Here is a 25,522-nt window from a genome sequence, read left to right as displayed (position 1 = left end):
CCGCAGGCGCCGCACAGGAACGAGGGCCGAACCGGGGATCCGCGTCTCAGCGGATCCCCGTAGGCCCGACGCTCCCCGCTCCTCCCACCGCAACCACCTCGGTGAGCCGACTGCGCCACGTGTGACGAGGAACGAGGAGCACGTGCAGACCAACTCAGAAGAAACCCATCGGTCCCTCCGCGTAGGAGACGAGGAGGTTCTTCGTCTGCTGGTAGTGGTCGAGCATCACCTTGTGGTTCTCGCGCCCGATGCCTGACTGCTTGTAGCCGCCGAAGGCCGCGTGCGCGGGGTACTGGTGGTAGGTGTTCGACCAGACGCGGCCTGCTTCGATCGCGCGGCCGGCCCGGTAGAGCTGGGCGCCGTTGCGGCTCCAGACTCCTGCGCCGAGCCCGTACAGCGTGTCGTTCGCGATGCCGATGGCGTCGTCGAAATCCTCGAACGAGGTGAGCGCGAGGACGGGGCCGAAGATCTCCTCCTGGAAGATGCGCATCGAGTTGCGGCCCTCGAACACCGTCGGGTTGACGTAGTAGCCGCCGCTGAGCTCGCCGCCGAGGTCGGCCCGGTCGCCGCCGATCAGGAGCTTCGCTCCCTCCTGCTTGCCGATGTCCATGTAGGACAGGATCTTCTCGAGCTGGTCGTTCGAGGCCTGGGCGCCGATCATCGTCGAGACGTCGAGCGGGTCGCCCTGCTTGATGCGGCGGACCCGCTCGAGGCCGTCTCCGACGAAGTCGTCGTAGATCGACTTCTGCACCAGCGCACGGGAGGGGCACGTGCACACCTCGCCCTGGTTGAGGGCGAAGAACGAGAAGCCCTCGAGCGCCTTGTCGTAGAACGAGTCGCGCTCGGCCGCCACGTCGGCGAAGAAGACGTTGGGGCTCTTGCCGCCGAGCTCGAGCGTCACCGGGATGAGGTTCTCGCTCGCGTACTGCATGATCAGCCGGCCGGTGGTGGTCTCTCCGGTGAAGGCGATCTTCCGGATGCGCGGGTGCGACGCGAGCGGCGCTCCGGCCTCGATGCCGAAGCCGTTGACCACGTTGAGCACGCCCGCGGGGATCAGATCGGAGATCAGGTCGAGCAGCACGTGGATCGAGGCGGGAGTCTGCTCGGCCGGCTTGAGGACGACGCAGTTGCCCGCGGCGAGGGCGGGAGCGAGCTTCCACACCGCCATCAGGATGGGGAAGTTCCAGGGGATGATCTGCCCGACGACTCCCAGAGGCTCGTGGAAGTGGTAGGCGATCGTGTCGTGGTCGATCTCGGAGACGCCGCCCTCCTGCGCGCGGATCGCTCCGGCGAAGTAGCGGAAGTGGTCGATCGCGAGCGGGATGTCGGCGGCGAGGGTCTCGCGCACCGGCTTGCCGTTCTCCCAGGTCTCGGCCACCGCGAGCAGCTCGAGGTTCGCCTCCATCCGGTCCGCGATCTTGAGCAGCATGTTCGACCGCTCGGCGGGGCTGGTCTTCCCCCAGCTCGCGAAGGCCTTCCAGCCCGCCTCGACCGCCCGGTCGACGTCGGCCGCGGTGCCGCGGGCGATCTCGCAGAACGGCTTGCCCGTGACCGGGGTGATGTTCTCGAAGTACTGACCACTCGCGGGGGCGACGTACTCGCCTCCGATGAAGTGGTCGTAGCGCGAGCGGAACGAGGCGACGGATCCCTCCGTGCCCGGGGCGGCGTAGACCGTGGGTTCCGGCTCCTTCGGTGCCTGCTCGGCTACCGGGTCGGCGTACAGCGTCATGGGGACCTCCATCGACATCGTTGTCGGCGGACGCGGGGATCGCGCGCCCGAGTCGACGCTACGTCGCGGGGGGTTGCGGCAGGTTGCACCGGGTCGCGGTCAGCTCGGCGCGGTTCCGAGCGCCTCGAGGTGCGCGACGATCCCGGCCCGGCGCGGCGAGCGTCGCGGGAGGATCCGCAGCAGCTCGGCCCACACCTCGGCGTCGTCGGAGCCGTCGGGACCGTTCGCGTAGGCCAGCAGCGTCTCGGCGGCCGCACTGGTCACGACGCTCTCGCGCACCCGTGCACGCAGCTCATCCGCGATCGCGCGGATGCCCGGAGCCTCGGAGCCGGGCAGCGGCGCGCCGACGTAGGCGTCGAGCGCGAGCCGGTGCGAGCCGCGATCCAGGAGCCCGAGGACCTGCCGAGCGTCGAGGTCGACCGGGCTCCCGAGACGGTAGGGCCGCGAGAGCGGGACGAGGCGCGGCACCGAGACCTCGAGAGCCTTGCGCAGCCGCACCATCTCGGCGCGCACCGTGACGACGGCGTCCTCGCGACCGTGCACCAGGAGTGCCAGCTGCTCGGCCGACAGACCCTGGCGATGCCAGGCGAGCAGGGTGAGGATCTCGGCGTGCCGGGCGCTCAGCTCGAGCGCGACTGCGCCGGCGGTCACCAGACCGGTCTCGCGGCCGAGGACGCGCAGGCTCGGCGCCCTGGCCGCCGGCTGCCTCTGCGCCGCTCGGCTGCGCTGCGGGCAGCGCAGCCGCTGGACGAGAAGCTCGCTCTCGACGGCCGCGGCGGTCGCCTCCATCAGAGGGAGGGTCTGCGGGGCGACCACGTCGGCGCCTCCGGTGATGTCGATCACGCCGAGGATCTCGTGCGTCTCGGGATCGTGCACGGGAACCGCCGTGCAGCTCCACGGGTGCACCAGGGTGGCGAAGTGCTCGGCGCCGTGGATCTGCACGCCGTGATCGAGGACGAGCGCGGTGCCCGGGGCGGAGGTGCCCACGTCGGGCTCGGCCCACGCCGCGCCCTCGACGAACGACATCCCCTCGGCGAGCCCCTTCAGCCGCTGATCGCCGTCGACCCAGAGCAGACGGCCGAGCGCGTCCCCGACCGCGACCAGCACGCCGCTGTCCTCGTCGGCGTCGCGCACGAGGAGGCGCCGGATGACGGGGAGGACCGAGGCGAGCGGGTGCCCCATCCGGTACTCCCGGAGCTCGCTGCTCGAGAAGGTGAGCGGCGCGGTGAGGCGTTCGGGGTCGAGGCGGTGGCTGCGGGCACGCTCCCAGGACGCCTCGACGAGGGGGCGCCGCCGCGCGCTGCCGGGTCGAGCCAGCCAGGGGTTGGTCATGCGCTCCGCCCCTCGTCGTCGATCGGTGAGGCGCCAGGGCGCCGCGGCACGAGCGACGCTACTCCGCGAGGCTCGACTCCGCCTCCGGATCGGTGCGCCTCGCAGGGAGCGCGAGCAGGAGCACGGCCGCGACGAGGACGGCGACGCCGGCGAGCGCCTCCGTCGTCAGCCGCTCACCCAGCACGGCCACGCCCAGGAGGGTCGCGGTCGCCGGTTCGACGAGCGTCAGGGTCGAGACGGTGGCGGCGGGCAGAACGCGGAGGCCCCGCGCGAAGAAGGTGTAGGCGACAGCGACGGTGACGGCGCCGAGCCAGAGGACGGCCGGCACTGCGCCGGCGAGCTGCTGCGGACCGCTCACCAGGACGATCGGCAGCGCGAGGAGCGCCGCGACTCCGAACTGCCACCCCATCGCGGCGGCCGGCGTCGACCCCCGCTCGAGCAGCAGCTTCCCGCAGACCGCGTAGACGGCGTAGGAGGCGCCCGCTGCGGCCGAGGCGGCGAGACCCGGAAGGGAGACGCCTCCTGCCGCACCGCCCGTGAGGAGGCCGGCGAGCAGCACGACGCCGACAGCGGCCAGGGCGGTGGAGGCGAACCAGCGGGCGCCGGGGACGCTCCGCAGCACCAGCCACTCGAGCAGCCCGGTGAAGGCCGGAGCCGAGCCGAGAGCGACGATCGTGCCCACCGCGACCCCGTTCTCGGCCGTGCCCGTGAAGAAGGCGGGCTGGTAGGCGACCACGCCGACCGCGCCGACCAGCACGAGCAGGACGGCCGCCGCGCCGGGACGCCGGGGAGCCGAACGCGGAGCGCGGACGGCCTCGACGCCGAGCAGGGCGGCGAGGAGGGCGCCGCCGAGGACGATGCGGGCCGCGCCCAGCAGCAGCGGATCGAGACCGGCGGCACCGAGGGACTGGGCGGTCCCGGTGGTCCCGAAGCAGACGGCGGCGACCACCACCGCACCGATCGCCGATCCCCGCGCCGTCATGCCGCCCCTCTCCCGCGCCGGGGGGCGCTGCCGACCCAGTCTGGCAGCGCCGTCGGCCGGCTCGATCAGGCAAGACTTCCCCCCGAGGGCCCCGGAGCGCAGGATGAGCGGTACGGTCGAGGCGAAGGGCGGGCAGCATGGGCATCGCGGAACCGTTCGACGTCGAGAGCTACAGCCGCAGCGCGCACGGCACCCTCCGATCGCGGTTCTCGATCCGCGAGTTCGAGGAGGTGCCTCTCGACCGGGAGGCGATCGTCGCCACCGCCTACCTGCGCGCCGTCGAGCACGCCGTCATCGCCCGCGTGCTGCCGGTCGCGCGCACCCACGCCGACCCCCGGGTGCGGATCTTCGCGCCGGCCTGGGCGGCGGAGCGGCACCGGATCGCCGATGCGCTCGGCGACGTGCTGGCCGCCTCTCCGCAGATCCGCGGAGTGGATACCCGGCCGCCGGAGCCGGCGGCGGTGCGGCACCTCGTCCGCGACCGGACGGCGGCGCTGCTGGCCGGGCCGCTGGCGCTCGCCCTCGAGGTCGACGCCCGGGTCTCGATGCAGGCCTACCGGCGCCTCGCCCGACTGTCGCTGCACCCCGAGATGGAGCGCCTCGCGGAGGCGGCGATCGCGATCCTGGAGCGGCACGCGGACTTCTTCGGCGAGCTCGCCGAAGACCGGCTCGGCCGGCCCCTCCCGGGGAGGATCGCGGCGGCCGCCCTCCTCGCGACACTGCGCCTCCCGCTCGGGGAGGGCACTCTGCCCGCGCCGCTCGCGCACGAGGGGCGCGAGCTGGTGCACGGCCGAGACGACGGCGGGCTCGAGGGCATCGACGCGGGGATCGCCGAGGTGCTCGCGCTGCCGTGCACGGCGGCGCGGCGACTGCTGAAGCCGCACCGCTCGGTCGCCGTGCGGCTCGCATGGCTCCTCGGCCGGAGCGGCGCCGACGTGGTGGCGGGGGCGCGGACGCTCCTCGGCTGATCACGCGTCACTGCGGGAGGCGGATCTCGATGCGCGCTCCCCGATCGGCAACGCTCGCCGACACGTCGCTGTCACACGACTGCGGTACCGTGACCGCCGGAGATCGGAGGGCTGGTGCGCGGAGTGCTGCGTTGGGTGCACCGCCTCTTGGTCGGAGCCGTGGTCGCCCTCGTCGTCGTGGTGGGTGCCGGTCTGCCCGTCTACGTGTTCCCCGCCGTCGACGAGGTGCCGGCGCACGTCGACGCGGTGCTGGTCCTGGGGCCCGCGACCCGGGCCCGCACCGACCTCGCCCGGGAGCTGGTCGACGAGGGCGTCGCCGACACCCTGCTGATCTCGGTCTGGGCGTCGGAGCTGGCGGCGCCGCCCGAGTCGAGCGACGTGGTCGCCTGCGACGAGCCGGGCAGGGACGTGATCTGCTTCACCGCGGATCCCGGGACGACCCAGGGCGAGGCGCGCGCCCTCGCCGACTACGCCCGGGCGAACGAGTGGGAGAGCGTCGTCGTGATCACGCAGACGCCGCACATCACGCGGGCGCGGATCCTCCTCGAGCGCTGCTGGAGCGGCAGGGTGCTGATGGTCTCCTCCGGGGAGCCGTACACGCTCGGCTCGTGGGTCTACGAGTACGCGTACCAGACCGGTGCCTTCGCGAAGGTGCTCGTCGACCAGGAGTGCTGAGCGGGCCGCCCGCTGCTCAGCCCAGGAGCTCGCGCACGTCCTCCGCGGTGATGCCTCCGGTCGCGGCGGCCCCGTCGTCGGACATGACGGCGGCGAACAGCGCGGCCTTCGCCTCCTTGAGGGCCATCACCTTCTCCTCGATCGTGTCCTTCGCGACGAGGCGGTAGACCATGACCGAGCGCGTCTGCCCGATGCGGTGCGCCCGGTCGACGGCCTGCGACTCGGTAGCGGGGTTCCACCACGGGTCGAGCAGGATGCAGTAGTCGGCCTCGGTCAGGTTGAGGCCGAAGCCGCCGGCCTTCAGCGAGATGAGGAACACGCCCGCGTCGCCTGATCGGAACCGCTCGATCACCTCGTCGCGCTTCTTGGTCGCTCCGTCGAGGTAGGCGTACTCGACGCCGGCCGCGTCGAGCCGTGAGCGGACCCGGCCGAGGAAGCGCGTGAACTGGCTGAACACCAGCACGCGGTGCCCCTCCGCGAGCGCATCGGCGAGCAGCTCGTCGAGCAGGTCGAGCTTGGTCGAGGGCACGGTCGCGTGCGCGTCGTCGACCAGTGCCGCATCCAGCGCGACCTGCCGGAGCACCGTGAGGGCCCGGAAGATCGCGAAGCGGTTCTTCTCGAAGTCGCCGATGAGGCCCAGCACGCGCTGCCGTTCGCGGGCGAGGTAGGTGTCGTAGACCTTGCGCTGGCGCGAGCCCAGCTCGACCTCGATGGTCTGCTCCTGCTTGGGCGGCAGCTCGGTCGCCACCAGCTCCTTGGTGCGCCGGAGCATCAGCGGGCGGATGCGGCGCCGGAGCTGGCTCAGCTTCTCGGAGTCGGCCTCGCGCTCGATCGGCTTCTGGTAGAACTCGGCGAACCCGACCGGCGACGGGAACAGCCCCGGGGCGACGATCGACAGGAGCGACCACAGCTCCATCACGTTGTTCTCCATCGGCGTGCCCGTGATCGCGAGCTTGAACGGCACGTCGAGCCGGCGTGCCAGCTGGTGCGTCGCCGACTGGCGGTTCTTGACGAACTGCGCCTCGTCGAGCATGAAGCCGGCCCAGCTGATGCCGGCGTACGACTCGTAGTCGAGCCGGAACAGCGCATAGGAGGTGATCACGAGCTCGGCCTCGCCGATCACCGACGACAGGGCCCTGCGCTTCTTCTTCGACGTCTCGTCGATGCCGACGACCTTCAGGCCCGGGGCGAACCGCTTCGCCTCTCCCACCCAGTTGGGGACCACGCTCGTCGGGGCCACGACGAGGAACGGGCGCGGCGAGGTGCCGGCGTCCCCGATCGCGGCGCGCTGCTCCTGCATCGCCCGCGCGATCAGAGCGAGGGACTGCACCGTCTTGCCCAGACCCATGTCGTCGGCGAGCACGCCGCCGAGCTGGTTGTCGTAGAGGAACGAGAGCCAGTCGTAGCCGAGCTGCTGATAGGGGCGGAGCTCGACCGAGAAGCCGTCGGGGAGCGGTCGCGACTCGAGCGCCCCCGTGGCCGTGAATCCGGAGAGGCCCTCGACCGCGCGGCGCCAGGCGGCGGCCTGCGCCTCGACGACGCCCAGCTCGACGAGCTCGTCCCAGAGCGAGGACTGGAAGCGGCTGATCCGCAGGGTCCCGCCCTGGTCGTCCGAGAGCTCGCGCGCCTCGGCGATCAGCTCGCGGAGGCGACCGAAGCGCTCGTCGTCGAGCGCGAAGTAGACGCCGCTCGGCAGCACCATGTACTCGTCGCCGCGGGCGAGGGCGAGGAAGATCTCGGCGAGCGGCACCGCCTCCTCGTTGACGGTGACCGAGATCTCGAGGTTGAACCAGTCGCGGCTGTCGGGCTGAGCGACCGTCTGCACGGCGACCACCGGAGCCGACTCGGCCTGGCGGTACTCGACCCGCTCGCCGATCTCCTCGATCTCGACCGTGCCGAGCTCGCGGAGGCGCTCGACCTCGTCGGTCAGGAATCCGACCGTCTGCATGCCGCGCAGATCGAACGTCGGGCGCAGCCGGCGGCTCGAGCGCGACACCAGGGCGGGCGTCGTCTCGGCGTCGATGCCGGCCCCCGTGACGGAGTCGAGGATCCGCTGCTCGGCCTCGGCGTCGCGGTAGCCGGCCTCGTCGTCGATCCGGAGGGGGAGGCGCTCGGCCTCGACGCCGCGGGCGCCCTCGACGCCGTAGCGCCACCACCACGAGCCGCGCAGCCCCGCGCCCTCCGTGTGCTCGAGCGTGAGCCCGAGGCGCGGCTCGGGGACCGGGGGCGCCTCGAACGAGCCGTCCCTCGAGACGATCGCGAACAGCCGGTGCAGGCGCTGGTAGTGCTCGGTGAGGAAGGCCGACTCCTCCTGCTCGGGGATGCGGATGGGCTCGCGACTCCAGAGGAACGTGCGGGCGGAGGAGACCAGGGGCGCGGCGAACGGGACGAGCGTGACCGGGCGGGCGCGCAGCTCGTCGCCCCCCTCCCAGGTGTAGAGGCCGACCGCCGGGTCGCCGATGAAGCCGAACTCCTCGGGCGCGGGATGCTCGCCGATCGCGACGAGCGAGCGCAGCTCGAGCCCGTTCGGGGTGCGCGTGACGTCGATGGAGGCGGTGGCCGTGGTGTCCAGGATCCGCAGCGGGGTCTGGTCGCGGTCGCCCATGACCAGCCCGATGCCCGCCCGGACCGCGCCGTGCAGCGCCGCCCAGATCGCCTCGCTCCGGGTCTGGTCGAGGTAGAGCCAGGTGTCGGGCGAGTAGTAGCTCGAGGCGCTGTGGCCCGAGAGCAGCCCCTGCATCTCGCGGACGATGTCGATCTGGCGCTCGTCGTAGTCGTGGCTGTAGTGCAGATAGCCGAGGTCGCGCCAGCTGGTGCCGGTGCGCACCCAGCGGTCGCGGTCGCCCATCCGCACCGGACGGACCCCCAGGCGCGGGCGCGGCTCGGGCGGCGGTCGGTAGCTGTTGTAGCGCCCGGGCGGACGGCGCACCGGCTCGCCGGGGAGCAGCTCGAACTGCAGCCCGAGCGGGATGCCCGAGTGCGAGCGCTCGGTGCCCGCGAGCAGCGGCGCCAGGGCGCTGCGCCACTCCGGGACCGCGTCGACAGCGGCCTCGCCCGCGAAGGGGCCGCCGAGGCCGCCCTCGCGCTCGCGACGCAGGGCCTCGACCAGGACCGCCGCGACGTGCTTGCACTCGTGCTTCACCGGGCAGCTGCACGCGCCGCCGAGCAGTATGGAGCGGTCGCCGTCGTCGCGGAGCTGCACGCTGACCGCGTAGGGAGAGCGCCCGGAGCCGCGGACCTGGCCGAAGAGCCTGGTGCGGCCGCCGAACCACTGCAGCTCGCCGACCCTGCCCTCGTCGGCGTAGGCCGTGCCCTTCTCGAAGGCGGCCGAGCCGACCAGCGCGCGGATGTCCTGCTCGGTGAAGCTCTCGCGAGCCGTCGCCCGGGGCGCGGCCGACGGCTGCGACACCTCATCGGGGGGACTCCGGCGGGCCATGGACCTCCAGCTCTCCGCGCACCGAGCGGAGCGCATCCGTCCATTCAACCCGATTCCAGGGGCCGTTCGAGCCGCGGGACAGGATCCGTGGACGACGGCCGCCCCTGCCTACGATGGAGGGATGCCCTCACTGGCCGTCGTCTCGGCGCACACGTCTCCTCTCGAGCAGCCGTCGACCGGCGACGCGGGCGGCATGAACGTGTACCTCGCCGCGGTGCTGCCCGAGCTCGCGGCGCTCGGCTGGGACGTGCGCGTGCTCACCCGCGGAGCCGGCTCCCGCCTGCTCGCGCCGGGGGTGGAGGTGGTCGGTGTGCCGGTCGCGGCGGGCGACAAGTACTCCCTCGCCTCCTCGGCTCCCGAGTTCGCTCGCGCCGCCGCGGGCGCCGACGTCGTGCACTCGCACTACTGGGTGTCGGGTCTCGCCGGGGCCCTCACCGGTGCCCCGCACGTGCACTCGATGCACTCGAGCTCTCTCGCGAAGAACGCGCGCCTGGCGGCCGGCGACGTAGCGGAGCCCGAGGAGCGGATCCGGGCCGAGCGCTCGGTGCTCGCCTCGGCCGATGCGGTCGTCGTCGCCGGCGCGGCGGAGCGGGACGACGTCGTGCGCGGGTACGGGGTCGATCCCGCCCGGGTCGAGGTCGTGGCGCCCGGGGTCGAGGCGCGGTTCCATCCCGGAGGCGGCGCCCGCGACGACGAGATCGTCCTCGTCGGCCGCGTCCAGCCGCTCAAGGGCCAGCTGCTCGCCGTGCAGGCTCTCGCGCGGATCCCGCGCGAGGAGAGGCCGGTGCTGCGCCTGATCGGCGGGCCGGCGCCGGGCCGCGAGGGCTACCTCCGCGAGGTGCAGGAGGCGGCGCGAGCGGTCGCGGAGTGGGTCCGGTTCGACGGAGTCGCGGGCCGCGACGCAGTGGCGGCACGGCTCCGGCGGGCGCGCCTCGCGCTCGTGCCCTCGGCGGCCGAGACGTTCGGGCTCATCGCGCTCGAGGCCGCCGCGAGCGGCACACCGGTGCTCGCCCGCCGGACCACCGGCCTCGTCGACGCCGTGAGCGACGGGCGCAGCGGGGTGCTGATCGACTCCGACGACCCCGGCGTGTGGGCGGAGGAGATCCGGCGGCTGCTCGCGGACCCCGCCGAGCGCGCGCGGCTGGGCCGAGGCGGCGTGGACTGGGCCGCGACGCACTCGTGGGCGTCGACGGCGGCGCGGCTGGACGCCGTGTACCGCCGCCTGCTGCTCCGCTGACCGGGAGGACCGTCAGTCGGCGATCGCCGGTGCTCCCGGGTCGAGGCGTGCGCCGCTGGTCGAGCGGTGCCACGGGGCGAGCCGATCGGGCGAGACGGCGACCATCGCGGCTCCCGTGAAGCCCGCGTCGTTGCCGAAGCGGGCCGGGACGATCTCGGTGCCGATGTCGAGGAAGCCGGCGAAGTCGTCGAAGACGTGCGCGGCGGCGCCTCCGATCACGAACAGCTGGGGCGAGAGCAGCATCTCGAGGTGGCGGTAGTAGACGCTCAGGCGCCCGGCCCACTCCTCGAGCGTGATGCCCTCGCGGCGCACGGCCGAGAAGCCGACGCGGGGTTCGAAGTCGGGCCCGTCGATGTGCACGTGACCGAGCTCGGAGTTGGGGACGACGACGCCCTCGTGGACGAGGGCGGTGCCGATGCCGGTGCCGAGCGTCGTCAGCAGCAGCAGGCCGTCGCGGCCCCGCATCGCGCCGAACTCGCGCTCGGCGACTCCGGCCGCGTCGGCGTCGTTCACGACGACCACGTCGACCCCGGTCGCCTCGGACAGCAGGGCCTGCGCGTCGAGGCCGACCCAGCGCTCGGAGACGTGCGTCGTCTGCCGGACGACCCCTCCGCGGACGATACCGGGGAAGCCCACCCCCACCGGCGTGCCCGCGATCGGCGACACGTCGCGGACGATGCCGGCGATCGCCGCGGCGAAGTCCTCGGGCTCCTTGCCGATCGGGTTCGCGACCGCGAAGCGGCGGGCGGCGCGCTCGCCGGTGGTCACGTCGACCAGGGACGCCTTGATCGAGGTTCCGCCGATGTCGACGCCGACCGCGAAGCGCGGGAGGAGGCCGTCCTGGGGCTGGGTCACGGATGCTCCGTCTGGGAGGGGGTGGCGAGGTTCGACCTCGGGCTCGCGGGAACGCGCTCGGCTCGTCGGATCCCGGGATCCTGACGAGCCGAGGGAGATTCTACGAGCCGGAGGTGCCCGCGGGCTCGGAGTCGGCAGGGCTGGACGCGAGCGCCGCGAGGACGTAGTCGATCACCGGCTCGTAGAGGTGCACGGCCAGGCCGTCGTCGAGCGGCACGACGACCTCGATCGAGCCCTGCGCCTCGGCCACGAAGACGGCCGGGTCGTTGCAGTCGGCGATCGCGATCGTCGAGAGGCCTCGGCGGCCCGCGGCGCCGGCCCAGCCGTGGTCGGCGATCACGAGATCGGGGCGGAGGCCGAGCGCATCGAGCTCGTCGAGGAGCGCGTTCATCGGCTCGGGCGCGTGGGTGTGCACGAGGCTGCCGCCGCGGTAGGCGCAGGTGACGCCTCCGGTCGACCACAGCATCTGGTGCTCGTCGGCGAGGGGCACGCGGATGCCGTCGGGACGGGCGGACGGCAGCGCGTTCACGTCGAGGACGCGGGCGCCCGCCTCCGTCGCCGCCGCCGCGAAGCGGCGATAGACGTCCATCAGGGTGGCCGGGTGGGCCGTCGCGAAGAGGAGGAGCCCGCCGTCGCGGACCGCCGCGGCGAACCGGAGGCGGTAGGCGTCGAGGCCGGCGACCGCCAGGCGCGCGTCGATCCGGTCCTGTCCGCGCTCGAACGCGGGGTCGGTGCTGATGCCGACCCGCTCCCCCATCAGCGCGAGGAGGCTCTCGACGCTCCAGTGCTCAGCGACGTCGACCCCGTAGAGGTGGGCGGGTTCGCGGGCGGCGAGGCGGCGGAGATTGCCGAGGTTGCTGGCGCGGTCGGTGAGGACGGCGCCGGTGAGGAGCGTCTCGTCGAGGACGGCGGCGAGCGCGTCGGTGGAGAGCGGCGGCATGCGGGCCCTTTCTGGTCGGCGGCGGGGGTCAGCGTAGCGATCTTCGGTTTCCTCTTGACTCAGTGAACAGTAGCGATATATCGTTACAACATCGCCGACAGATCACGAGCACTCGCTCGAGACGGGCGATCGGATCCGATCGAAAGGGATCCTCCTCACGACAGAAACGAGAACCCCATGAACTCCCACGACTTCTTCTCCGCCCAGGACGACCGCTCCTCCCGCCGAGGACGCGACGGACACGGACACGACCACCCCGGTCAGCGCGAGCGCCGCGGCCCCGGCGGCCACGGGCGCGGCTTCGGGCCGGGCTTCGGCTTCGGGCCCGGCTTCGGCGGCGGCCCCGGCTTCGGCCCGGGCTTCGGCGGCCCCGGCTTCGGACGCGGCGGCGGACGCGCCCGGCGCGGCGACGTGCGCGCCGCCCTCCTCTCCCTCCTCGCCGAGAACTCCTCGAACGGCTACGGCCTGATCAAGGCCATCGCCGAGAAGACGAACGGCTCGTGGCGCCCCAGCCCCGGCTCCGTCTACCCCACCCTTCAGCAGCTCGTCGACGAGGGCCTCATCACGGCCGTCGGCGAGGGCCGCGGCACCGAGTACCAGCTGACCGACGCGGGCGGCACCTACGTCCGCGAGCACGCCGACGAGCTCGCCGCCGCGTGGGAGGCGACTCCCGGGGCCAGCGACGCCGACCGCGCCTTCATGGAGAACGTCGGCAAGCTCGCGGCTGCCGTCCACCAGTTCCGCGGGGCGACTCCGGAGCAGCGCGCCGCCGCCTCCGCGAAGCTCGACGAGACCCGTCGCGCGCTGTACCTCATCCTCGCCGACTGATCGCAGAGCCCTGAGCCCGGTGACGGACGGGACGCCCTCATCGGGTGTCCCGTCCGTCTCGTCGTCTCAGCGGCGTCTCGTCGTCTCAGCGCCTTCTCGTCGTCTCAGCGCCGGTAGGAGTCGGCGAGCAGCGCCAGGCCCTCGTCGAGCGTGACCGAAGGCGTCCACCGCAGGTCGGCGCGGGTGCGGCGCTGGTCGAACCAGTGCGCGGTCGAGAGCTGCTCGGCGAGGAACCGCGTCATCGGCGGCTCGTCGGCTCCCGGACGCACCGCCCACACGCGCTCGACGACCGACCCCGCGGCGCGGGCGACGGAGGCGGGCACCGACCAGCGCGGCGGCTCCACACCGGCCGCGCGGCAGATGCCGGCGAGCAGCTCGGCCACCGGCCGCGGCTCCCCGTTCGTCACGACGTACGAGCGGCCGTGCACCTCGGCGGCCCGGCCGAGGGCCGCGACGATCGCCGACGCGGCGTTGTCGAGGTAGGTCGAGTCGATGAGCGCCTGACCGTCGCCGAGCAGCGGCAGCCGCCCGGCGCGGGCGCGCTCGACGATGCGGGCGACGAGCTGCGTGTCGCCCGGACCCCAGACGAGGTGCGGGCGCACGGCGATGACCGAGAAGCCGGGAGCGTCGGCGGCCAGGGCGAGCAGCTCGGCCCTGGCCTTCGTCCGGGCGTAGTCGCCGCGCGCCCGATCGGGATCGGCGGGTTCGGCGTCGGAGCCCGCGATGGACGCGCCCGCGTGCGCGACCGACGGGGACGAGACCTGCACGAACCGGGTCGCACCCTCCCGCGCCGCCGCGGCCAGCAGCCGGCGGGTGCCGTCGACGTTCACGCGGTCGAAGTCGCCGGGGTCGCCCGCGAGCGACACCTTGGCGGCGAGATGCACGACGGCCTCCGCGCCGGCGACCGCCTCCTGCACCGCGACCGGGTCGGTCAGGGTGCCGCGCGCGTCGCGGGCACCCGCCACTCCCGAGGCGCGCCGCTGGAAGGTCACGACGTCATGCCCCTCGGCGACGAGAGCGGAGGCGACCGCACCGCCGAGCAGTCCGCTCGCCCCGGTCACCAGCACCCTCACGGAGCCACCATCCGGCCGCCCGCGAGGATCGTCCCGGCCCAGCGCGAGAGCGCCGCGCGGTCGATCTTGGAGTTGTGGCGGATGTCGGTCGGCAGCGCAGGCACGACGAGCACGGCGGCCACCGGTGCGCCGACGGCGGCGCGGATCTCGGCGGCGAGACCCTCCTCGGCCAGGCGGGTGCGGCGGGCCGGGCGTCGGCTCTCGACGACGGCGACCAGCTGCGAGACGCCGCGGGGGCCGACTCCGACGATCGCGGCCCGGGCGACGGAGGCGACCCGCGCCTCGATCCGCTGCTCGGGACCGACGGGCGTCACGACTCCCGCCGGCGTCACGATCACATGCGGCAGACGACCCTCGACCCACAGCCGGCCCCGGGAGTCGATGCGGCCGACATCGCCCGTGCGGTGCCAGCGCTCGCCCGGCGTCGCGCCGATGCGGGCGGCGCGGTCGGTCAGCCACAGCCGCTCGTAGTGGTCCTCGACGTGGCCGGCCGACACCACGATCTCGCCGGTCACCCCGACGACCTCGGCGGGTTCGGGCGCGGCCCGGCCGTCATCGTCGAGCGGGGCGATGCGCAGCCGCACGCCGTCCGCGGGAACGCCGACGCACACGCCGCCGCGCGGGTCGTCGTCGAGCGCCGCCTCGCGGATGTGCTCAAGCGACGCGTCGGTCAGCAGCAGCGCCTCGGTCATGCCGTAGGGCGTGTGCGCCGACGCGTTCGGCATCAGCGCCTGCGCCTGCGCGAGCAGGCCCTCTGGCACGGGGGCGCCCGCCGAGAGGAAGGTGCGGACGCCGCCGAGCGCGCGGTGGTCGCCGTCGTCGAGCGCGCCCGAGGTGGCGACCACGTTCGCGAGCGCGGCCGGCGAGAGGAAGAGGACGGTCGCCTCCACCTGCGCCGCCGCGGCTGCGACGGCCCTCGCGGTCAGGGTCCGCGGGGAGGTCACGTCCATGTCCGGAGTCGCGGACCGCGCCCCGAGGGCGGGACCGAGCAGCGCGAACGGGGCGAAACCGGCGACGAGGCCCGTCCCCTCCCCCACTCCGTACTGGGGGGCGAGCGCGTCCCGTACGCCGGCGAGCTGGCGGTGCGTGTAGACGACTCCCTTCGCCGGGCCCGTGGAGCCGGAGGTGAAGAGGATGGCGGCGACCGCATCCGGAGCGGGCGGCTCGCCCAGCGCCCAGGCGTTCGCGGCGAGCTCGGCGCGACCGAGCTCGATCAGCTGACCGAGCGAGGTGTCGACGCCGAGGGCACGAGCGGAGGCGCGCGGCAGCGTCTGCGTCGAGATGCGGCCACCGGGCCAGCCGAGGGCACGGGCGACCGTGAGCCCCGGCAGGGCGCCGACGACGAGATCGGGCCAGGTGCCGCGCACGGCGCGGGTGAGGCCCCGCAGCCCGAGCCCGGCGTCGGCCACGACGACCACGGCGCCGATGCGGAGGCAGGCGTAGAGGAGCGCGGTGAGATCGGCACCCGGCGGCACCAGGAGCGACACGCGATCGCCGCGCTGCACCCCCGAGGCCCTGAGGCCCGCCGCGAGCTCGCGCACCCGCCGCGAGAGCAGGCGCCACGACACGGTGCGCGGCCCCCCGCCTCCGGGCGGCGCCATCTCGACGAGCGCGACGCCGTCGTCGTCGGCGTGCGTGTCGAGGTGCCGCCAGAGCGACTCGACCGGCGCGGTCGGGCGCTGCACGTCCGGTGCCGGTCCACCCTCGGCCGAGGCGTCGCCGAGCCACGTCAGCACCGCCGAGGCGTAGTCGACGTCCTCCGCCAGGAGGTGGCCCGCGCCCTCGAAGCGGTGGACCTGCGCGTGCGGGAGGCGGCCGACGAGGTCGTCGAGGTAGCGGTCGGAGAAGATCGGGTCGAGCGGGCCCCAGAGCATGAGCGCCGGGACGTCGAGGGAGCGGACGCCCTCGGCGATCCGGGAGAGCTCGTGGTGGCTCGGGTGCGCGGAGTCGACCGGGATGTCGGCGACGAAACCGCCGATCCCGCCGCGGCGCGCGGCACCGTCGTAGGGGGCGCGGTAGCCGTCGCGCACGGGGCCGGTCAGCGCCGGACGGCCGAGCGCGAGGGTCGTCTCGAGGAACGCCGGGGTGCCGACGGTCGAGGCGCCGAGCACCCCGGAGGCGAGGGCGAGGCGCAGGGGGGCCGGGATCGGCGCGTCCGCCGGCTGGTGCACCGCGGTGTTGAGGAGCATCACGCCGCGGAGATCGGCGGGGTGGTCGACGGCCCAGCCGAGCGACACCACTCCGCCCCAGTCGTGCCCGAGCGTGACGACGTCGGTCAGCCCGAGGACGTCGGTCAGGTTCGACAGCTCGCGGACGCGGTCGGCGAGCGTGTGCAGAGCGCCGGTGCGCTCGGAGAAGCCCATCTCGAGCTGATCGACCGCAACGACGCGCCAGGCCGGCTCGCCGCGGCGGGCGGCCTCGAGGCTCGCGGAGGCGAGGCGGCGCCAGAGGAAGGACCAGGTGGGATTGCCGTGGACGCACAGGATCGTCCCCACCGGCGGTGCGTCGAGGGCCGCTCCGGTGTCGAGGAGGTGCCAGCGTCGCGAGTCGCCCGCGGCGTCCGGCGCGTCGACGAGCCGCGACCACGAGGGGTCGAGCCCGTCGAGTCCCGCGGGCGGCCGCTGGGCCGGGGCTGTCGCGCCGAGCAGGGCGCGGATCCTCGAGGCCGGGTGCGAGCCCGCGGGAGCGTTCACCAGGCGATCTCGAGCATCGCGGTGTTGATCCCCGAGCCGACTCCCATCAGGAGGACCCGATCGCCCTGCTTGAGCGTCGGCGCCTCCTGGGCGAGCGTGATGGGGATCGAGGCCGGCCCGACGTTGCCGAGGGTGCCGAAGGTCGTGGGGACGCGGGTGCGGTCGAGGCCGACCGCCTTCACGAGGCCGTTCGTGTGCACGGAGGAGACCTGGTGGGTGATGTAGCGGTCCATCTTCCCCCAGTTCCAGTCGCGCTTCGCCTCCTTCCAGGCGGAGACGACGAGCTCCATCCCGCCCTTGAGGAGCGCCTTGGCGTCGGTGAACATGCCGTCGACGCTGCCGACGCAGAGCTCGTTGAACTGGGTGGCCGCCCGCGTGATCCCCCCGAGGAGGCGGTGGCCCTGCGGGTGCGCATCGGCCGGGCCGAGGATGGCCGCCGCGGCGCCCGACCCGAGGGTGAGGCTCGCGAACTCGCTCATGAAGTCCTGGCGGTTCATGCCCTCGCGGCTGAGGCGCTCGATCGTGTTGACCTGGATCTCGTCGGCGTCCTCGCCGTCGATGATCATGGCGTACTGGATCTGGCCGGCGTCGATCAGCTGCGCGGCGAGGGTCATCCCGTTGACGAAGCCGAGGCAGGCGTTCGCGATGTCGAAGTTGATCGCCGAGGAGGGCAGCCCGAGACCGTGATGCAGGCGGACCGCGACGGAGGGCTCGAGGTGCTTGCGGGTGACCGAGGTGTTGATGATCAGGCCGATCTGGTCGGGCCGGATGCCCGCTTCGGCGAGCGCGCGCCGACCCGCCTCGATGGCCGCTCCGTCGAAGTCCTGCTCGCTGTCCCAGTTGCGGCGCTCGTAGACGCCGGCGACGCGCTGCAGCAGCCCGGTGGGGAGGCGGAGGCGCTTGAGTGCGGGCGCGAGGCGCGCATCGATCTCGGCCGACGTGGTCACGCGCGGGGCCATCGTGGTCGCGACGGACAGCAACGCGACGTTGCGGTGCGTGGTCGTTGCGTTTCCGTCCAACGGAACTCCCTGTCGAGTTGTCGATCCTGGCATGTGCCGCACCGATTTTACGCTGTCGTTCACCTGCTGCTTCCTGGATGCGGGCTGAATACTGGTGGGATGCGGTCCCGAGGGACGGCAGCGCCGTCCAGCCCCGGAACGACGCGGGCGGCGATCGGCCGCCACACGATCCCGACGCTGTCAACCACCCTCCCGCGCCGGGCGCACCTAGGCTCGGACGGGTGACCGACACCACCCCCGACCTCTACGCCGTTCCCGTCGAGACGGCGGACGGCGCCTCCACCACTCTCGCCGAGTACCGCGACGACCTCCTCCTCATCGTGAACGTCGCGAGCCGCTGCGGCCTGACTCCGCAGTACGGCGAGCTGCAGGAGCTGAACACGCGCTACGAGCGCCTCTCGATCGTCGGCTTCCCCTGCAACCAGTTCAACGGGCAGGAGCCGGGGACGAACGACGAGATCCAGGCGTTCTGCTCGGCCACCTACGGCGTCGACTTCCCCGTGCTCGCGAAGACCGAGGTGAACGGAGCCGGCCGGCATCCCCTCTACTCCGTCCTGACCGAGGCGCGCGACGCCGCGGGCGAGGCCGGCGACGTGCAGTGGAACTTCGAGAAGTTCCTCGTCCGCAACGGCCGGGCCGTCGCGCGGGTGCGTCCGCGGGAGTCGCCGGCGACTCCGGAGTTCGCGGCGCTGGTCGAGGAGCACCTGCCGCACTGAGGGCGACGACGCGTCAGGTGCCCATCGCCCACGGCTCGCGGTCGCCGCGGAGTCGGGCGGCCAGCGCCATCGCCTGCTCGTCGGTGAGTGTCGCGACGTAGTCGACGATGCCGCGGGCACGCCCCAGCCGCTCGAGCGACGCCGGATCGGCGCGCGGCCGCCCCCGCTGGCCGGCCGGCAGCCAGTCGGCCCGATCGGCGCGGAGGCGGAAGTAGCCGTCGGTGGCGAGCTCGATCAGATCGAGCAGCTTCTGCGGCGCGCGGGTGTTGTCGCGCGGGTCGGCCAGCCACGCGTCGAGGTGGGTGACCAGCGTCTCGAGCACCTGCGACTGGCCGCGCTGGTAGGTCGCGAAGTCGGGCCGGTCGATCACGAAGCGGGTGTGCACGAACTTCAGCACCGCCACGTCGTGCCACGCGTCCGGGAGGAGCGACACGTGCCCGGAGCGCACGTTCGGCTCCGCGAGCACGAGCACCGAGCGCTGCAGCCGCCCGATCCACGACGAGACGAACGACTCGATGGCCCGCTCGGTGCGCGTCGATCCGTCGAAGGGCACGGCGAGCAGCCCCTCGACCAGCTCGGTCGACACCCGCTCGACGGAGGCGCGGAAGAGCTCGTCACCGGCGATCCACGGGTCGCGGGCGACCAGCCTCCGTCGCAGCATCTCGAGGGAGTGCCCCGGCGCCCGTGCCCACAGCTCACCGGCGTCGAGCGCCGCGAGCGCGTTCTGCTCGCGGAGGAACGCCCGGAACTCCACCGCGACCGCCGCCTGCTGCAGCACCCCCGCGCGGTAGAAGTCGTCGAGGTCGTGCAGGGAGTAGGCGATGTCGTCGGCGACGTCCATCACCGAGCACTCGAGCGTCTGCTGCCACGGAGCGATCGCCTCGAAGCCCGCGCGCGCATCGAGCAGGTCGTCGAGGTCGAGCGTGTAGGCCGAGAACTTCGGAGGAGCGGTCTCCCACCGGCTCGCGGTCGAGCCGCGCGGCAGCTCGGTCGGGTCGGTGGAGTCGATGTCGGGCCGGCAGACGGCGCGGCCCCAGGGGTACTTGAGCACCGCGGCCCGCGACGCGGCCGTGAGATTCAGGCCCGCCTCGACCGTCTCGCAGACGTCGAGCTCCGAGAGGATGCGGAACGACTGCGCATTGCCCTCGAAGCCCTCCTCGAGTCCGAGCTTCTCGCGGGCGAGCCGGTCGAGGGCCTGCTCGCCGAGGTGTCCGAACGGAGGGTGCCCGAGATCGTGCGCGCTGGCCGCGGCCTGGACGACGACCGGGTCGCAGCCTCCGAGCCGCTCGACCAGCTCGCGCTGGGCGCGGTCGGTCGTCGTCAGCTGCATGGCGATCGCGCGGGCGACGGCGGTGACCTTGATCGAGTGGGTGAGGCGGTTGTGGACCACCTGGCCGACTCCGCTCGGGGAGATGACCTGCGTCACGGCCGAGAGGCGGGCGAAGTAGGGCGAGAAGCGGATGCGCTCGAGGTCGACGCGGTACTCGGGGTACTCCTCGCCCGTGGCGAAGCGGTCGACCGGCTCGGGGATGCGCCGATCCCGCCGCCGGTCGCGCGGGCGGCCGAGCGCCTCGCGGCGCAGCGTCGGGACACCGCCGGTGTCTCGCCGAACGCCGTCGTCACGCGCGGTCGCGCCGGTCGCCTCGTCCATGGCCCCACCCTACGGGCGGCTCGCTCCCGAGCCGTCGGGCGACTCGTCGGGACGGCCGCGGGGTGCGACGGCGATCAGCACGGCCGCCGCGACGACGGCCCCGAGGACGTAGGCCGCGATGTCGAGCCACGAGAAGGTGCTGCCGACCACCAGCCGCAGCGGCGGCCAGAGCTCGACGAGGCGGGCGGCGGCGCCGATCGCCTGCAGCTGCTCCATGGCGATCGACCAGGCCAGCGCGATGCCCGCCGCCGACACGGCCGGCAGTCGCGGGAGCACGACGCACACCAGCAGCGCGACGAGCACCACGTAGAGCACGCCGCCCGCGACATCGGCGACGAGGCCGGTGAGGAGGAAGCGCAGCGCGAGACCCAGCACCAGGGCGGCGACGGCGGCGAGCACGAACGGCAGCCGCGCCCTCACGGAGTGCCCTGCTCGCGGGCCTGCTGCAGCCGGTCGAGAGCGATGAGGAAGGAGCGGTCGTCGGCGACGGTCCAGCCGAGCGGCCCCGGGGAGGCGACGACGAGCGGCACGAGGACGGTGCGGCCCCTGCGCGCCCGGAGGGACGCGCGCGCGGCCGCCGAGGCGAGACCGCGGAAGCCCTCCGCGGGAGGCGGCTCCCGCCGAGGCGCACGGACCGCCAGCACGGCGGCACGGACGCGGCGAGCGCCGTGGGCGACGGTGCCGACCTCGACGCCGACCACGTCCTCCCACCCGGCGATCGTCAGGGAGTCGGCGCGCTCGGCGGCGAGCGCCGGACCAGCCGCGCCCAGGGTGATCGCGACCGCTCCCCTGCTCGACGCGCCGGAGGCGGGGGCCGAGATCCTCTCGAGAGCGCGGTCGAGCTCCGCTCCGCGCAGCACCACGAGACCGCCTCCGATCTCGGCGAGCTCGGCGAGGCGGCGCTGCCTCTCGGGGTTCGCCTGGCGCAGCTGCGACCCGAGTCCGGTGCGCAGCCTCCGCGCCCGAGCGGGCGAGGTCAGGAGCGCGGTCGGCTCGAAGCGCGCGCGGGGCGGGAGCGGCACCGAGGGCAGCGGCCGGGTGCGGGCGCCGGGCGGCGGAGCTCCCCAGGGGGGCGGTGGCGGCGAGGCGTCCATGCCGGTCCTCCCGTCGGTCGTTCACGTCACCTCCGATTCTCGCTCCTCCAGCGCCCGTCTTGCCGCCGGAACCCGACCCGCCTAGGATGGTCAGTACCCCCCGGGGGTATCCACCACGGACCCGGCACCGATCGCACCACTCCAGGAGACCCGCATGAGCACCCGCCTCGATCTCGGCCTGACCGCCAAGGGCGCCACCGGAGGCTGCGGCTCAGGCGGCGCGTGCGCCTGCGGAGGGCACGACGGGGCGGCTCACGCCGCGGGTCCCGCCTCCGTCACACAGAGCTTCGGAGTCGCCGGCATGACCTGCGAGCACTGCGTGCGCAGCGTCACGGAGGAGCTCGCCGCCTACCCCGAGGTCGGCAGCATCGACATCTCCCTCGCCCCCGACGGAGTCTCCCGGGTGACCGTCGGCTCGTCCCGCGCCCTCGGGCGCGAGGAGATCGCGGCCGCCGTCGCCGACGCCGGCTATCGGCTCGCCCCCCTCGACTGACGTGCCCGACACGGCCGGAACCCCGCTCGAGCTCGCGATCGGGGGCATGACCTGCGCCTCCTGCGTCGCCCGGGTCGAGCGGAGGCTGGACGCGCTCCCCGGAGTGACGGCGAGCGTGAACCTCGCGCTGGAGCGGGCGACTCTGACCCTGCCCGAGGGCACCACCGCGGCCGACGCGATCGCCGCCGTCGAGGCTGCCGGCTACACCGCGAGCGTGCCGAGCCGTGCCGACGCACCGGAGGAGGCACCCGACGCCGACGCCGACACCGCCGACGACACGGACCGGCGGGCGCTCCGCACCCGGCTGCGCGTCTCCGCCCTCCTCGCCCTGCCCGTCGTGGTGCTGTCGATGATCCCTCCGCTGCAGTTCGCGAACTGGCAGTGGCTGTGCCTGACCCTCGCCGCCCCCGTCGCCGTCTGGGGGGCGCTGCCCTTCCACCGCACGGCCTGGCGGGCGCTCCGGCACGGGTCGACGACGATGGACACGCTGATCAGCCTCGGCGTCAGCGCCGCGTTCCTCTGGTCGGTGTACGCGCTGTTCCTCGGCGATGCAGGCCGCGCCGGGATGAGCATGCCGTTCGAACTGCTCGGCTCCCCGTCCGGCCACGACGAGATCTACCTCGAGGTGGCCGCCGCGGTGCCGGTGCTCGTGCTCGCCGGTCGGTACCTCGAGGCCCGGTCCAAGCGCGACGCGGGCGCTGCGCTGCGGGCGCTCCTCCGCCTCGGCGCGAAGGACGCCGCGCGCCTCGCGCCCGACGGCACCGAGGAGCGCGTGCCGGCGGCGGACCTCGCCGTCGGCGACCGCCTCCTGGTGCGACCAGGTGAGATCGTCGCCGCCGACGGCACGGTTCTCGAGGGCTCGAGCGCCGTCGATGCGAGCCTGCTCACGGGTGAGAGCGTGCCGGTCGAGGTGGGTCCCGGCTCCTCGGTCACGGGGGGCGTGCTCAACGCGCACGGCGTTCTGACCGTGCGGGTCGACCGCGTCGGCTCCGAGACCACGCTCGCCCGCATGGGCCAGCTCGTCTCGGAGGCGCAGGCCGGCAAGGCGCGCGTGCAGCGGCTCGCCGACCGCGTCTCCTCCGTCTTCGTCCCCGTCGTGGTGCTGCTCGCGCTGGCGACCCTCGTCGGATGGCTCCTCTCGGGCGCCGATCTCGCCGCGGCGGTCTCGCCGGCCGTGGCCGTGCTCGTGGTGGCCTGCCCCTGCGCCCTCGGGCTCGCGACTCCGACGGCGGTGCTCGTGGGCACGGGTCGGGGCTCGCAGCTCGGCATCCTGATCCGCGGCCCCGAGGTCCTCGAGGCGAGCCGGCGGATCGACACCGTCGTGTTCGACAAGACCGGCACGCTGACGACCGGCGACTTCGAGGTCGTCTCGGCGACCGGCGACGAGGCGCTGCGGATGCTCGCCGCCGTCGAGCGGGGCTCCGCGCACCCGCTCGCTGCGGCCGTCGTCCGCGGTGCCGAGGCGCGCGGTCTCGACGTCCCCCCGGCGACCGGGTTCCGCTCGAGCGCCGGCTTCGGCGTGCGCGCCAGGGTCGGCGAGCGGCTCGTGGTCGCCGGGCGTCTCCGCTGGCTCGAGGAGCAGTGGGGCTACGCGTCGGGCGGCCTCTCCGACGAGGCGGAGCGCGCGGTGCTCTCGGGCGGCACGGTCGTCGGAGTGGGCTGGGACGGCGAGCTGCGCGGCATCGCGGTGCTGCGCGACCGCCCTCGCCCCGGTGCCGCCACGGCCGTGAGGGCGCTCCGCGACCGCGGCGTCCGCGTCCTCGTGCTGACCGGCGACAACGACCGCGCGGCGCGCGCCGTCGCAGAGGTGGTCGGCATCGACGAGGTGATCGCCGAGGTGCTGCCCGAGGAGAAGCTCGCCGTGATCGAACGGCTCCGCTTCCAGGGTCGGAGCGTCGCCTTCGTCGGCGACGGAGTGAACGACGCGGCGGCCCTCGCGGCGGCCGACCTCGGCATCGCGATGGGAGCGGGATCGGACGCCGCGATCGAGGCCGCCGACGTCACCCTCGTCGGCGACGACCTCGCCCGCGTCCCCGACGCGCTGCGGCTCGGCCGCCGCACCCTCGGGGTGATCCGCGGCAACCTGTTCTGGGCCTTCGCCTACAACGTCGCCGCGATCCCGCTCGCGATGGCGGGGCTGCTCGGCCCGCTCGTGGCCGGAGCGGCGATGGCGTTCTCGAGCGTGTTCGTGGTGATGAACAGCCTCCGCCTGCGATCGTTCCGCCCCGGAGGCTGACCAGCGCTCCGGTGACGTGGTTGGCTGGGACGATGCGAACCGAGACCCGCCAGGGCGTCCCCCTCCTCCTCGTCGACGACGAGGGCGGCGCGCTCTCGACCCCCGAGGACGCGCTCGCGCTGATCGCCGAGACCTACGGCGGCGACACCGAGACGATCGTGGTGCCCGTCGGCCGCCTCGACCCCGAGTTCTTCCGGCTCCGCTCCGGCATCGCGGGCGAGTTCGTGCAGAGGTTCGTCAACTACCGCAAGCGGCTCGTGATCGTCGGCGACATCACCGAGCACGTCTCGGCCTCGAGCGCGCTGCACGACTTCGTCCTCGAGTCGAACCGCGGCGACCACCTCTGGTTCGCCGCCGCGCTCGAGGCGCTCGACGCCCGCCTGCGCGGCTCCAGCACCGCCGAGGAGCCCGGAGCCGACGGCGGGGTGGAGCCGACCCCCGGCCCGGCGCACTGATGCCGCTCCTCGAGCCCGACGCCTCCGGGAGCCCGCCGACGCTCGAGGGTCCGGTCCGCCTGCTGCTGCTCGCCGACACCCACCTGCCCAAGCGCGCGAAGGCGCTCCCCGAGGAGGTCTGGCGGGCCGTCGACGAGGCCGATCTCGTCGTGCACGCGGGCGACTGGGTCGACGAGGCGACCCTCGACGCTCTCGAGGCGCGGTCGCGGCGACTCCTCGCCGTGTGGGGCAACAACGATCCCGCCGGGCTGCGCGCCCGGCTGCCCGAGGTCGCGCACGCCGTGGTCGGCGGCGTGCGGGTCGGAGTCGTCCACGAGACCGGCCCCGCCGCGGGCAGGGAGGCGCGCGCCGACGCCGCGCACCCCGCCACCGACCTGCTCGTCTTCGGCCACAGCCACATCCCCTGGGACACCGTCACGCCCGGCGGGATGCGTCTGCTGAACCCCGGCTCGCCCACCGATCGCCGGCGCCAGCCCGCCTGCACCGTCATCACCGTGGTCGCCGAGGCCGGTCGACTGCACGACGTCCGCCTCGTCAGCCTCCCCTCCAGAGGCCCGGGCGCAAGGGGGTCACAGGGAAATGAGGTCGGCCTAAGCTCTCCGAGATGACCCGCTCACAGGACAGACCCGATTCCGCGCACCTGCGTCCGGACGGTCTCGACGACGCCACGGTGGCGGCGCTGGGCAAGCTCTCGGAGGCACTCGAGACGGTCGAGCACGCCCGCGGCCTGCTCTACGGCTTCCACCGGTTGACGGGCGCGGCCGACCTGGCCCTCGGCGAGGCGGTCGAGGCGTTCCGCGCCTCCGGGCACGACGATCTGGCCGACGAGCTCGAGGTTGACCTCATCGGGCGCAACGTCATCGAGGGCCGCTGGACCTTCCAGATCGTCGAGGACTACGACGACGGCTACTACCGGGCCTTCCGCGAGCACGAGCGCTCGGCCCGCGAGAGCCTCGCCGCCGGCCGTCGGCACCTGTTCGAGTCCGAGATGAAGGAGGACCGGCGCACGGCCGGTCGCCGTCATCACGAGTCGCGCCCGGACGCCGGATGAACGCCGTCATCCGGATGCATGCGTCCTCATTGCGCGTCAAGCCGGTCACACCGGGCAGG

Annotated in this window: 22 protein-coding genes; 10 read left to right on the top strand and 12 right to left on the bottom strand. The window is 73.9% G+C overall.

Translation table 11 applies throughout. The features are described 5' to 3' along the window. Positions 1–154: 154 nt before the first annotated feature. The 3 genes from exaC to B9Y99_RS12240 all read right to left on the bottom strand — a co-directional run bounded on the left by exaC (position 155) and on the right by B9Y99_RS12240 (position 4,043). The gene (gene exaC / locus B9Y99_RS12250) at positions 155–1,729 is read right to left on the bottom strand and encodes an acetaldehyde dehydrogenase ExaC (RefSeq protein ID WP_085476867.1); all 1,575 of its coding nucleotides are present in this window, start codon (positions 1,727–1,729) and stop codon (positions 155–157) included. A 99-nt stretch (positions 1,730–1,828) separates the two neighbouring features. Further along, entirely contained in the window at positions 1,829–3,061 is a 1,233-nt protein-coding gene (locus B9Y99_RS12245) for a GAF domain-containing protein (protein WP_129588021.1), read from the bottom strand. Between the two features lie 58 nt (positions 3,062–3,119). Then, on the bottom strand, positions 3,120–4,043 hold the full coding sequence (locus B9Y99_RS12240) for a DMT family transporter (protein WP_085476865.1): 924 nt from the start codon (positions 4,041–4,043) through the stop codon (positions 3,120–3,122). 137 nt (positions 4,044–4,180) lie between these two features. Between B9Y99_RS12240 and B9Y99_RS12235 the strand changes: the two genes are divergently transcribed. Together B9Y99_RS12235 and B9Y99_RS12230 are read left to right on the top strand one after the other, a co-directional pair. Further along, a complete protein-coding gene (locus B9Y99_RS12235) occupies positions 4,181–5,011 on the top strand; it encodes a hypothetical protein (RefSeq protein ID WP_085476864.1) in 831 nt (276 codons plus the stop codon). A 135-nt stretch (positions 5,012–5,146) separates the two neighbouring features. Continuing rightward, on the top strand, positions 5,147–5,686 hold the full coding sequence (locus tag B9Y99_RS12230) for a YdcF family protein (protein ID WP_165759615.1): 540 nt from the start codon (positions 5,147–5,149) through the stop codon (positions 5,684–5,686). A gap of 16 nt (positions 5,687–5,702) precedes the next feature. Here B9Y99_RS12230 and B9Y99_RS12225 read toward each other — a convergent pair whose 3' ends face one another. Further along, positions 5,703–9,122 (bottom strand): DEAD/DEAH box helicase, encoded by a 3,420-nt coding sequence (locus B9Y99_RS12225; RefSeq protein ID WP_165759614.1) that lies wholly within the window; start codon positions 9,120–9,122, stop codon positions 5,703–5,705. A gap of 121 nt (positions 9,123–9,243) precedes the next feature. Here B9Y99_RS12225 and B9Y99_RS12220 point away from each other — a divergent pair, with 121 nt between their 5' ends. Then, complete coding sequence (locus tag B9Y99_RS12220; protein ID WP_165759613.1) at positions 9,244–10,359, top strand: glycosyltransferase; 1,116 nt, start codon at positions 9,244–9,246, stop codon at positions 10,357–10,359. A gap of 12 nt (positions 10,360–10,371) precedes the next feature. On the opposite strand, the gene B9Y99_RS12215 is transcribed toward B9Y99_RS12220, so the two are convergent. After that, complete coding sequence (locus B9Y99_RS12215; RefSeq protein WP_244274893.1) at positions 10,372–11,214, bottom strand: ROK family protein; 843 nt, start codon at positions 11,212–11,214, stop codon at positions 10,372–10,374. A 100-nt stretch (positions 11,215–11,314) separates the two neighbouring features. After that, entirely contained in the window at positions 11,315–12,154 is an 840-nt protein-coding gene (locus tag B9Y99_RS12210; protein WP_085476859.1) for a phosphatase, read from the bottom strand. A gap of 177 nt (positions 12,155–12,331) precedes the next feature. Here B9Y99_RS12210 and B9Y99_RS12205 point away from each other — a divergent pair, with 177 nt between their 5' ends. After that, entirely contained in the window at positions 12,332–12,982 is a 651-nt protein-coding gene (locus tag B9Y99_RS12205) for a PadR family transcriptional regulator (protein ID WP_085476858.1), read from the top strand. A gap of 104 nt (positions 12,983–13,086) precedes the next feature. Here B9Y99_RS12205 and B9Y99_RS12200 read toward each other — a convergent pair whose 3' ends face one another. From B9Y99_RS12200 to B9Y99_RS12190, 3 genes are read right to left on the bottom strand one after another with little or no spacing between them, the layout of a single operon-like run. Then, a complete protein-coding gene (locus B9Y99_RS12200; protein ID WP_085476857.1) occupies positions 13,087–14,055 on the bottom strand; it encodes an NAD-dependent epimerase/dehydratase family protein in 969 nt (322 codons plus the stop codon). Then, entirely contained in the window at positions 14,052–16,748 is a 2,697-nt protein-coding gene (locus B9Y99_RS12195) for an alpha/beta fold hydrolase (RefSeq protein ID WP_244274892.1), read from the bottom strand. The genes B9Y99_RS12200 and B9Y99_RS12195 overlap by 4 nt, the downstream gene beginning before the upstream one ends. Continuing rightward, positions 16,745–17,767, bottom strand: coding sequence for a 3-oxoacyl-ACP synthase III (locus B9Y99_RS12190; protein ID WP_425298480.1), 1,023 nt, complete (start codon positions 17,765–17,767; stop codon positions 16,745–16,747). The genes B9Y99_RS12195 and B9Y99_RS12190 overlap by 4 nt, the downstream gene beginning before the upstream one ends. A gap of 221 nt (positions 17,768–17,988) precedes the next feature. On the opposite strand from B9Y99_RS12190, the gene B9Y99_RS12185 reads away from it, so the two are divergent. Next, positions 17,989–18,483, top strand: coding sequence for a glutathione peroxidase (locus tag B9Y99_RS12185; protein ID WP_244274891.1), 495 nt, complete (start codon positions 17,989–17,991; stop codon positions 18,481–18,483). 13 nt (positions 18,484–18,496) lie between these two features. On the opposite strand, the gene B9Y99_RS12180 is transcribed toward B9Y99_RS12185, so the two are convergent. The 3 genes from B9Y99_RS12180 to B9Y99_RS18805 are packed head-to-tail and all read right to left on the bottom strand — an operon-like array spanning position 18,497 to position 21,228. Next, positions 18,497–20,134, bottom strand: a complete 1,638-nt coding sequence (locus B9Y99_RS12180) for a deoxyguanosinetriphosphate triphosphohydrolase family protein (protein ID WP_085476854.1) — start codon at positions 20,132–20,134, stop codon at positions 18,497–18,499. Between the two features lie 9 nt (positions 20,135–20,143). Continuing rightward, on the bottom strand, positions 20,144–20,554 hold the full coding sequence (locus tag B9Y99_RS18810; protein WP_165759612.1) for a DUF2809 domain-containing protein: 411 nt from the start codon (positions 20,552–20,554) through the stop codon (positions 20,144–20,146). Beyond that, positions 20,551–21,228, bottom strand: coding sequence for a hypothetical protein (locus tag B9Y99_RS18805; RefSeq protein WP_165759611.1), 678 nt, complete (start codon positions 21,226–21,228; stop codon positions 20,551–20,553). Before B9Y99_RS18805 ends, B9Y99_RS18810 begins: the two co-directional genes overlap by 4 nt. A 154-nt stretch (positions 21,229–21,382) precedes the next feature. On the opposite strand from B9Y99_RS18805, the gene B9Y99_RS19250 reads away from it, so the two are divergent. Genes B9Y99_RS19250 through B9Y99_RS12150 form a run of 5 tightly spaced genes read left to right on the top strand, consistent with a single transcriptional unit; the run spans position 21,383 to position 25,463 of the window. Then, entirely contained in the window at positions 21,383–21,721 is a 339-nt protein-coding gene (locus tag B9Y99_RS19250) for a heavy-metal-associated domain-containing protein (protein WP_085476852.1), read from the top strand. 1 nt (position 21,722) lies between these two features. Beyond that, the gene (locus B9Y99_RS12165) at positions 21,723–23,957 is read left to right on the top strand and encodes a heavy metal translocating P-type ATPase (RefSeq protein WP_280158316.1); all 2,235 of its coding nucleotides are present in this window, start codon (positions 21,723–21,725) and stop codon (positions 23,955–23,957) included. A 32-nt stretch (positions 23,958–23,989) separates the two neighbouring features. Next, a complete protein-coding gene (locus B9Y99_RS12160) occupies positions 23,990–24,412 on the top strand; it encodes a DUF4180 domain-containing protein (protein WP_085476851.1) in 423 nt (140 codons plus the stop codon). Next, complete coding sequence (locus B9Y99_RS12155; protein WP_085476850.1) at positions 24,412–25,020, top strand: metallophosphoesterase family protein; 609 nt, start codon at positions 24,412–24,414, stop codon at positions 25,018–25,020. The genes B9Y99_RS12160 and B9Y99_RS12155 overlap by 1 nt, the downstream gene beginning before the upstream one ends. Then, positions 25,017–25,463, top strand: a complete 447-nt coding sequence (locus B9Y99_RS12150; RefSeq protein ID WP_085476849.1) for a hypothetical protein — start codon at positions 25,017–25,019, stop codon at positions 25,461–25,463. Before B9Y99_RS12155 ends, B9Y99_RS12150 begins: the two co-directional genes overlap by 4 nt. The last annotated feature ends 59 nt before the right edge of the window (positions 25,464–25,522 follow it).

This window comes from Rathayibacter oskolensis, from assembly GCF_900177245.1.
Lineage (GTDB): Bacteria > Actinomycetota > Actinomycetes > Actinomycetales > Microbacteriaceae > Rathayibacter > Rathayibacter oskolensis.
Note: the sequence above shows the minus strand (reverse complement) of the source record. Positions and strands in the feature narration are given on the sequence as shown.

Coding starts and splice junctions, on each gene's coding strand:
- B9Y99_RS12155 (WP_085476850.1), top strand. CDS start 24,412: ATGCCGCTCCTCGAGCCCGACGCCTCCGGGAGCCCGCCGACGCTCGAG.
- B9Y99_RS12150 (WP_085476849.1), top strand. CDS start 25,017: ATGACCCGCTCACAGGACAGACCCGATTCCGCGCACCTGCGTCCGGAC.
- B9Y99_RS19250 (WP_085476852.1), top strand. CDS start 21,383: ATGAGCACCCGCCTCGATCTCGGCCTGACCGCCAAGGGCGCCACCGGA.
- exaC (WP_085476867.1), bottom strand. CDS start 1,729: ATGACGCTGTACGCCGACCCGGTAGCCGAGCAGGCACCGAAGGAGCCG.
- B9Y99_RS12210 (WP_085476859.1), bottom strand. CDS start 12,154: ATGCCGCCGCTCTCCACCGACGCGCTCGCCGCCGTCCTCGACGAGACG.
- B9Y99_RS12180 (WP_085476854.1), bottom strand. CDS start 20,134: ATGGACGAGGCGACCGGCGCGACCGCGCGTGACGACGGCGTTCGGCGA.
- B9Y99_RS18805 (WP_165759611.1), bottom strand. CDS start 21,228: ATGGACGCCTCGCCGCCACCGCCCCCCTGGGGAGCTCCGCCGCCCGGC.
- B9Y99_RS12225 (WP_165759614.1), bottom strand. CDS start 9,122: ATGGCCCGCCGGAGTCCCCCCGATGAGGTGTCGCAGCCGTCGGCCGCG.
- B9Y99_RS12245 (WP_129588021.1), bottom strand. CDS start 3,061: ATGACCAACCCCTGGCTGGCTCGACCCGGCAGCGCGCGGCGGCGCCCC.
- B9Y99_RS12235 (WP_085476864.1), top strand. CDS start 4,181: ATGGGCATCGCGGAACCGTTCGACGTCGAGAGCTACAGCCGCAGCGCG.
- B9Y99_RS12220 (WP_165759613.1), top strand. CDS start 9,244: ATGCCCTCACTGGCCGTCGTCTCGGCGCACACGTCTCCTCTCGAGCAG.
- B9Y99_RS12160 (WP_085476851.1), top strand. CDS start 23,990: ATGCGAACCGAGACCCGCCAGGGCGTCCCCCTCCTCCTCGTCGACGAC.
- B9Y99_RS12205 (WP_085476858.1), top strand. CDS start 12,332: ATGAACTCCCACGACTTCTTCTCCGCCCAGGACGACCGCTCCTCCCGC.
- B9Y99_RS12240 (WP_085476865.1), bottom strand. CDS start 4,043: ATGACGGCGCGGGGATCGGCGATCGGTGCGGTGGTGGTCGCCGCCGTC.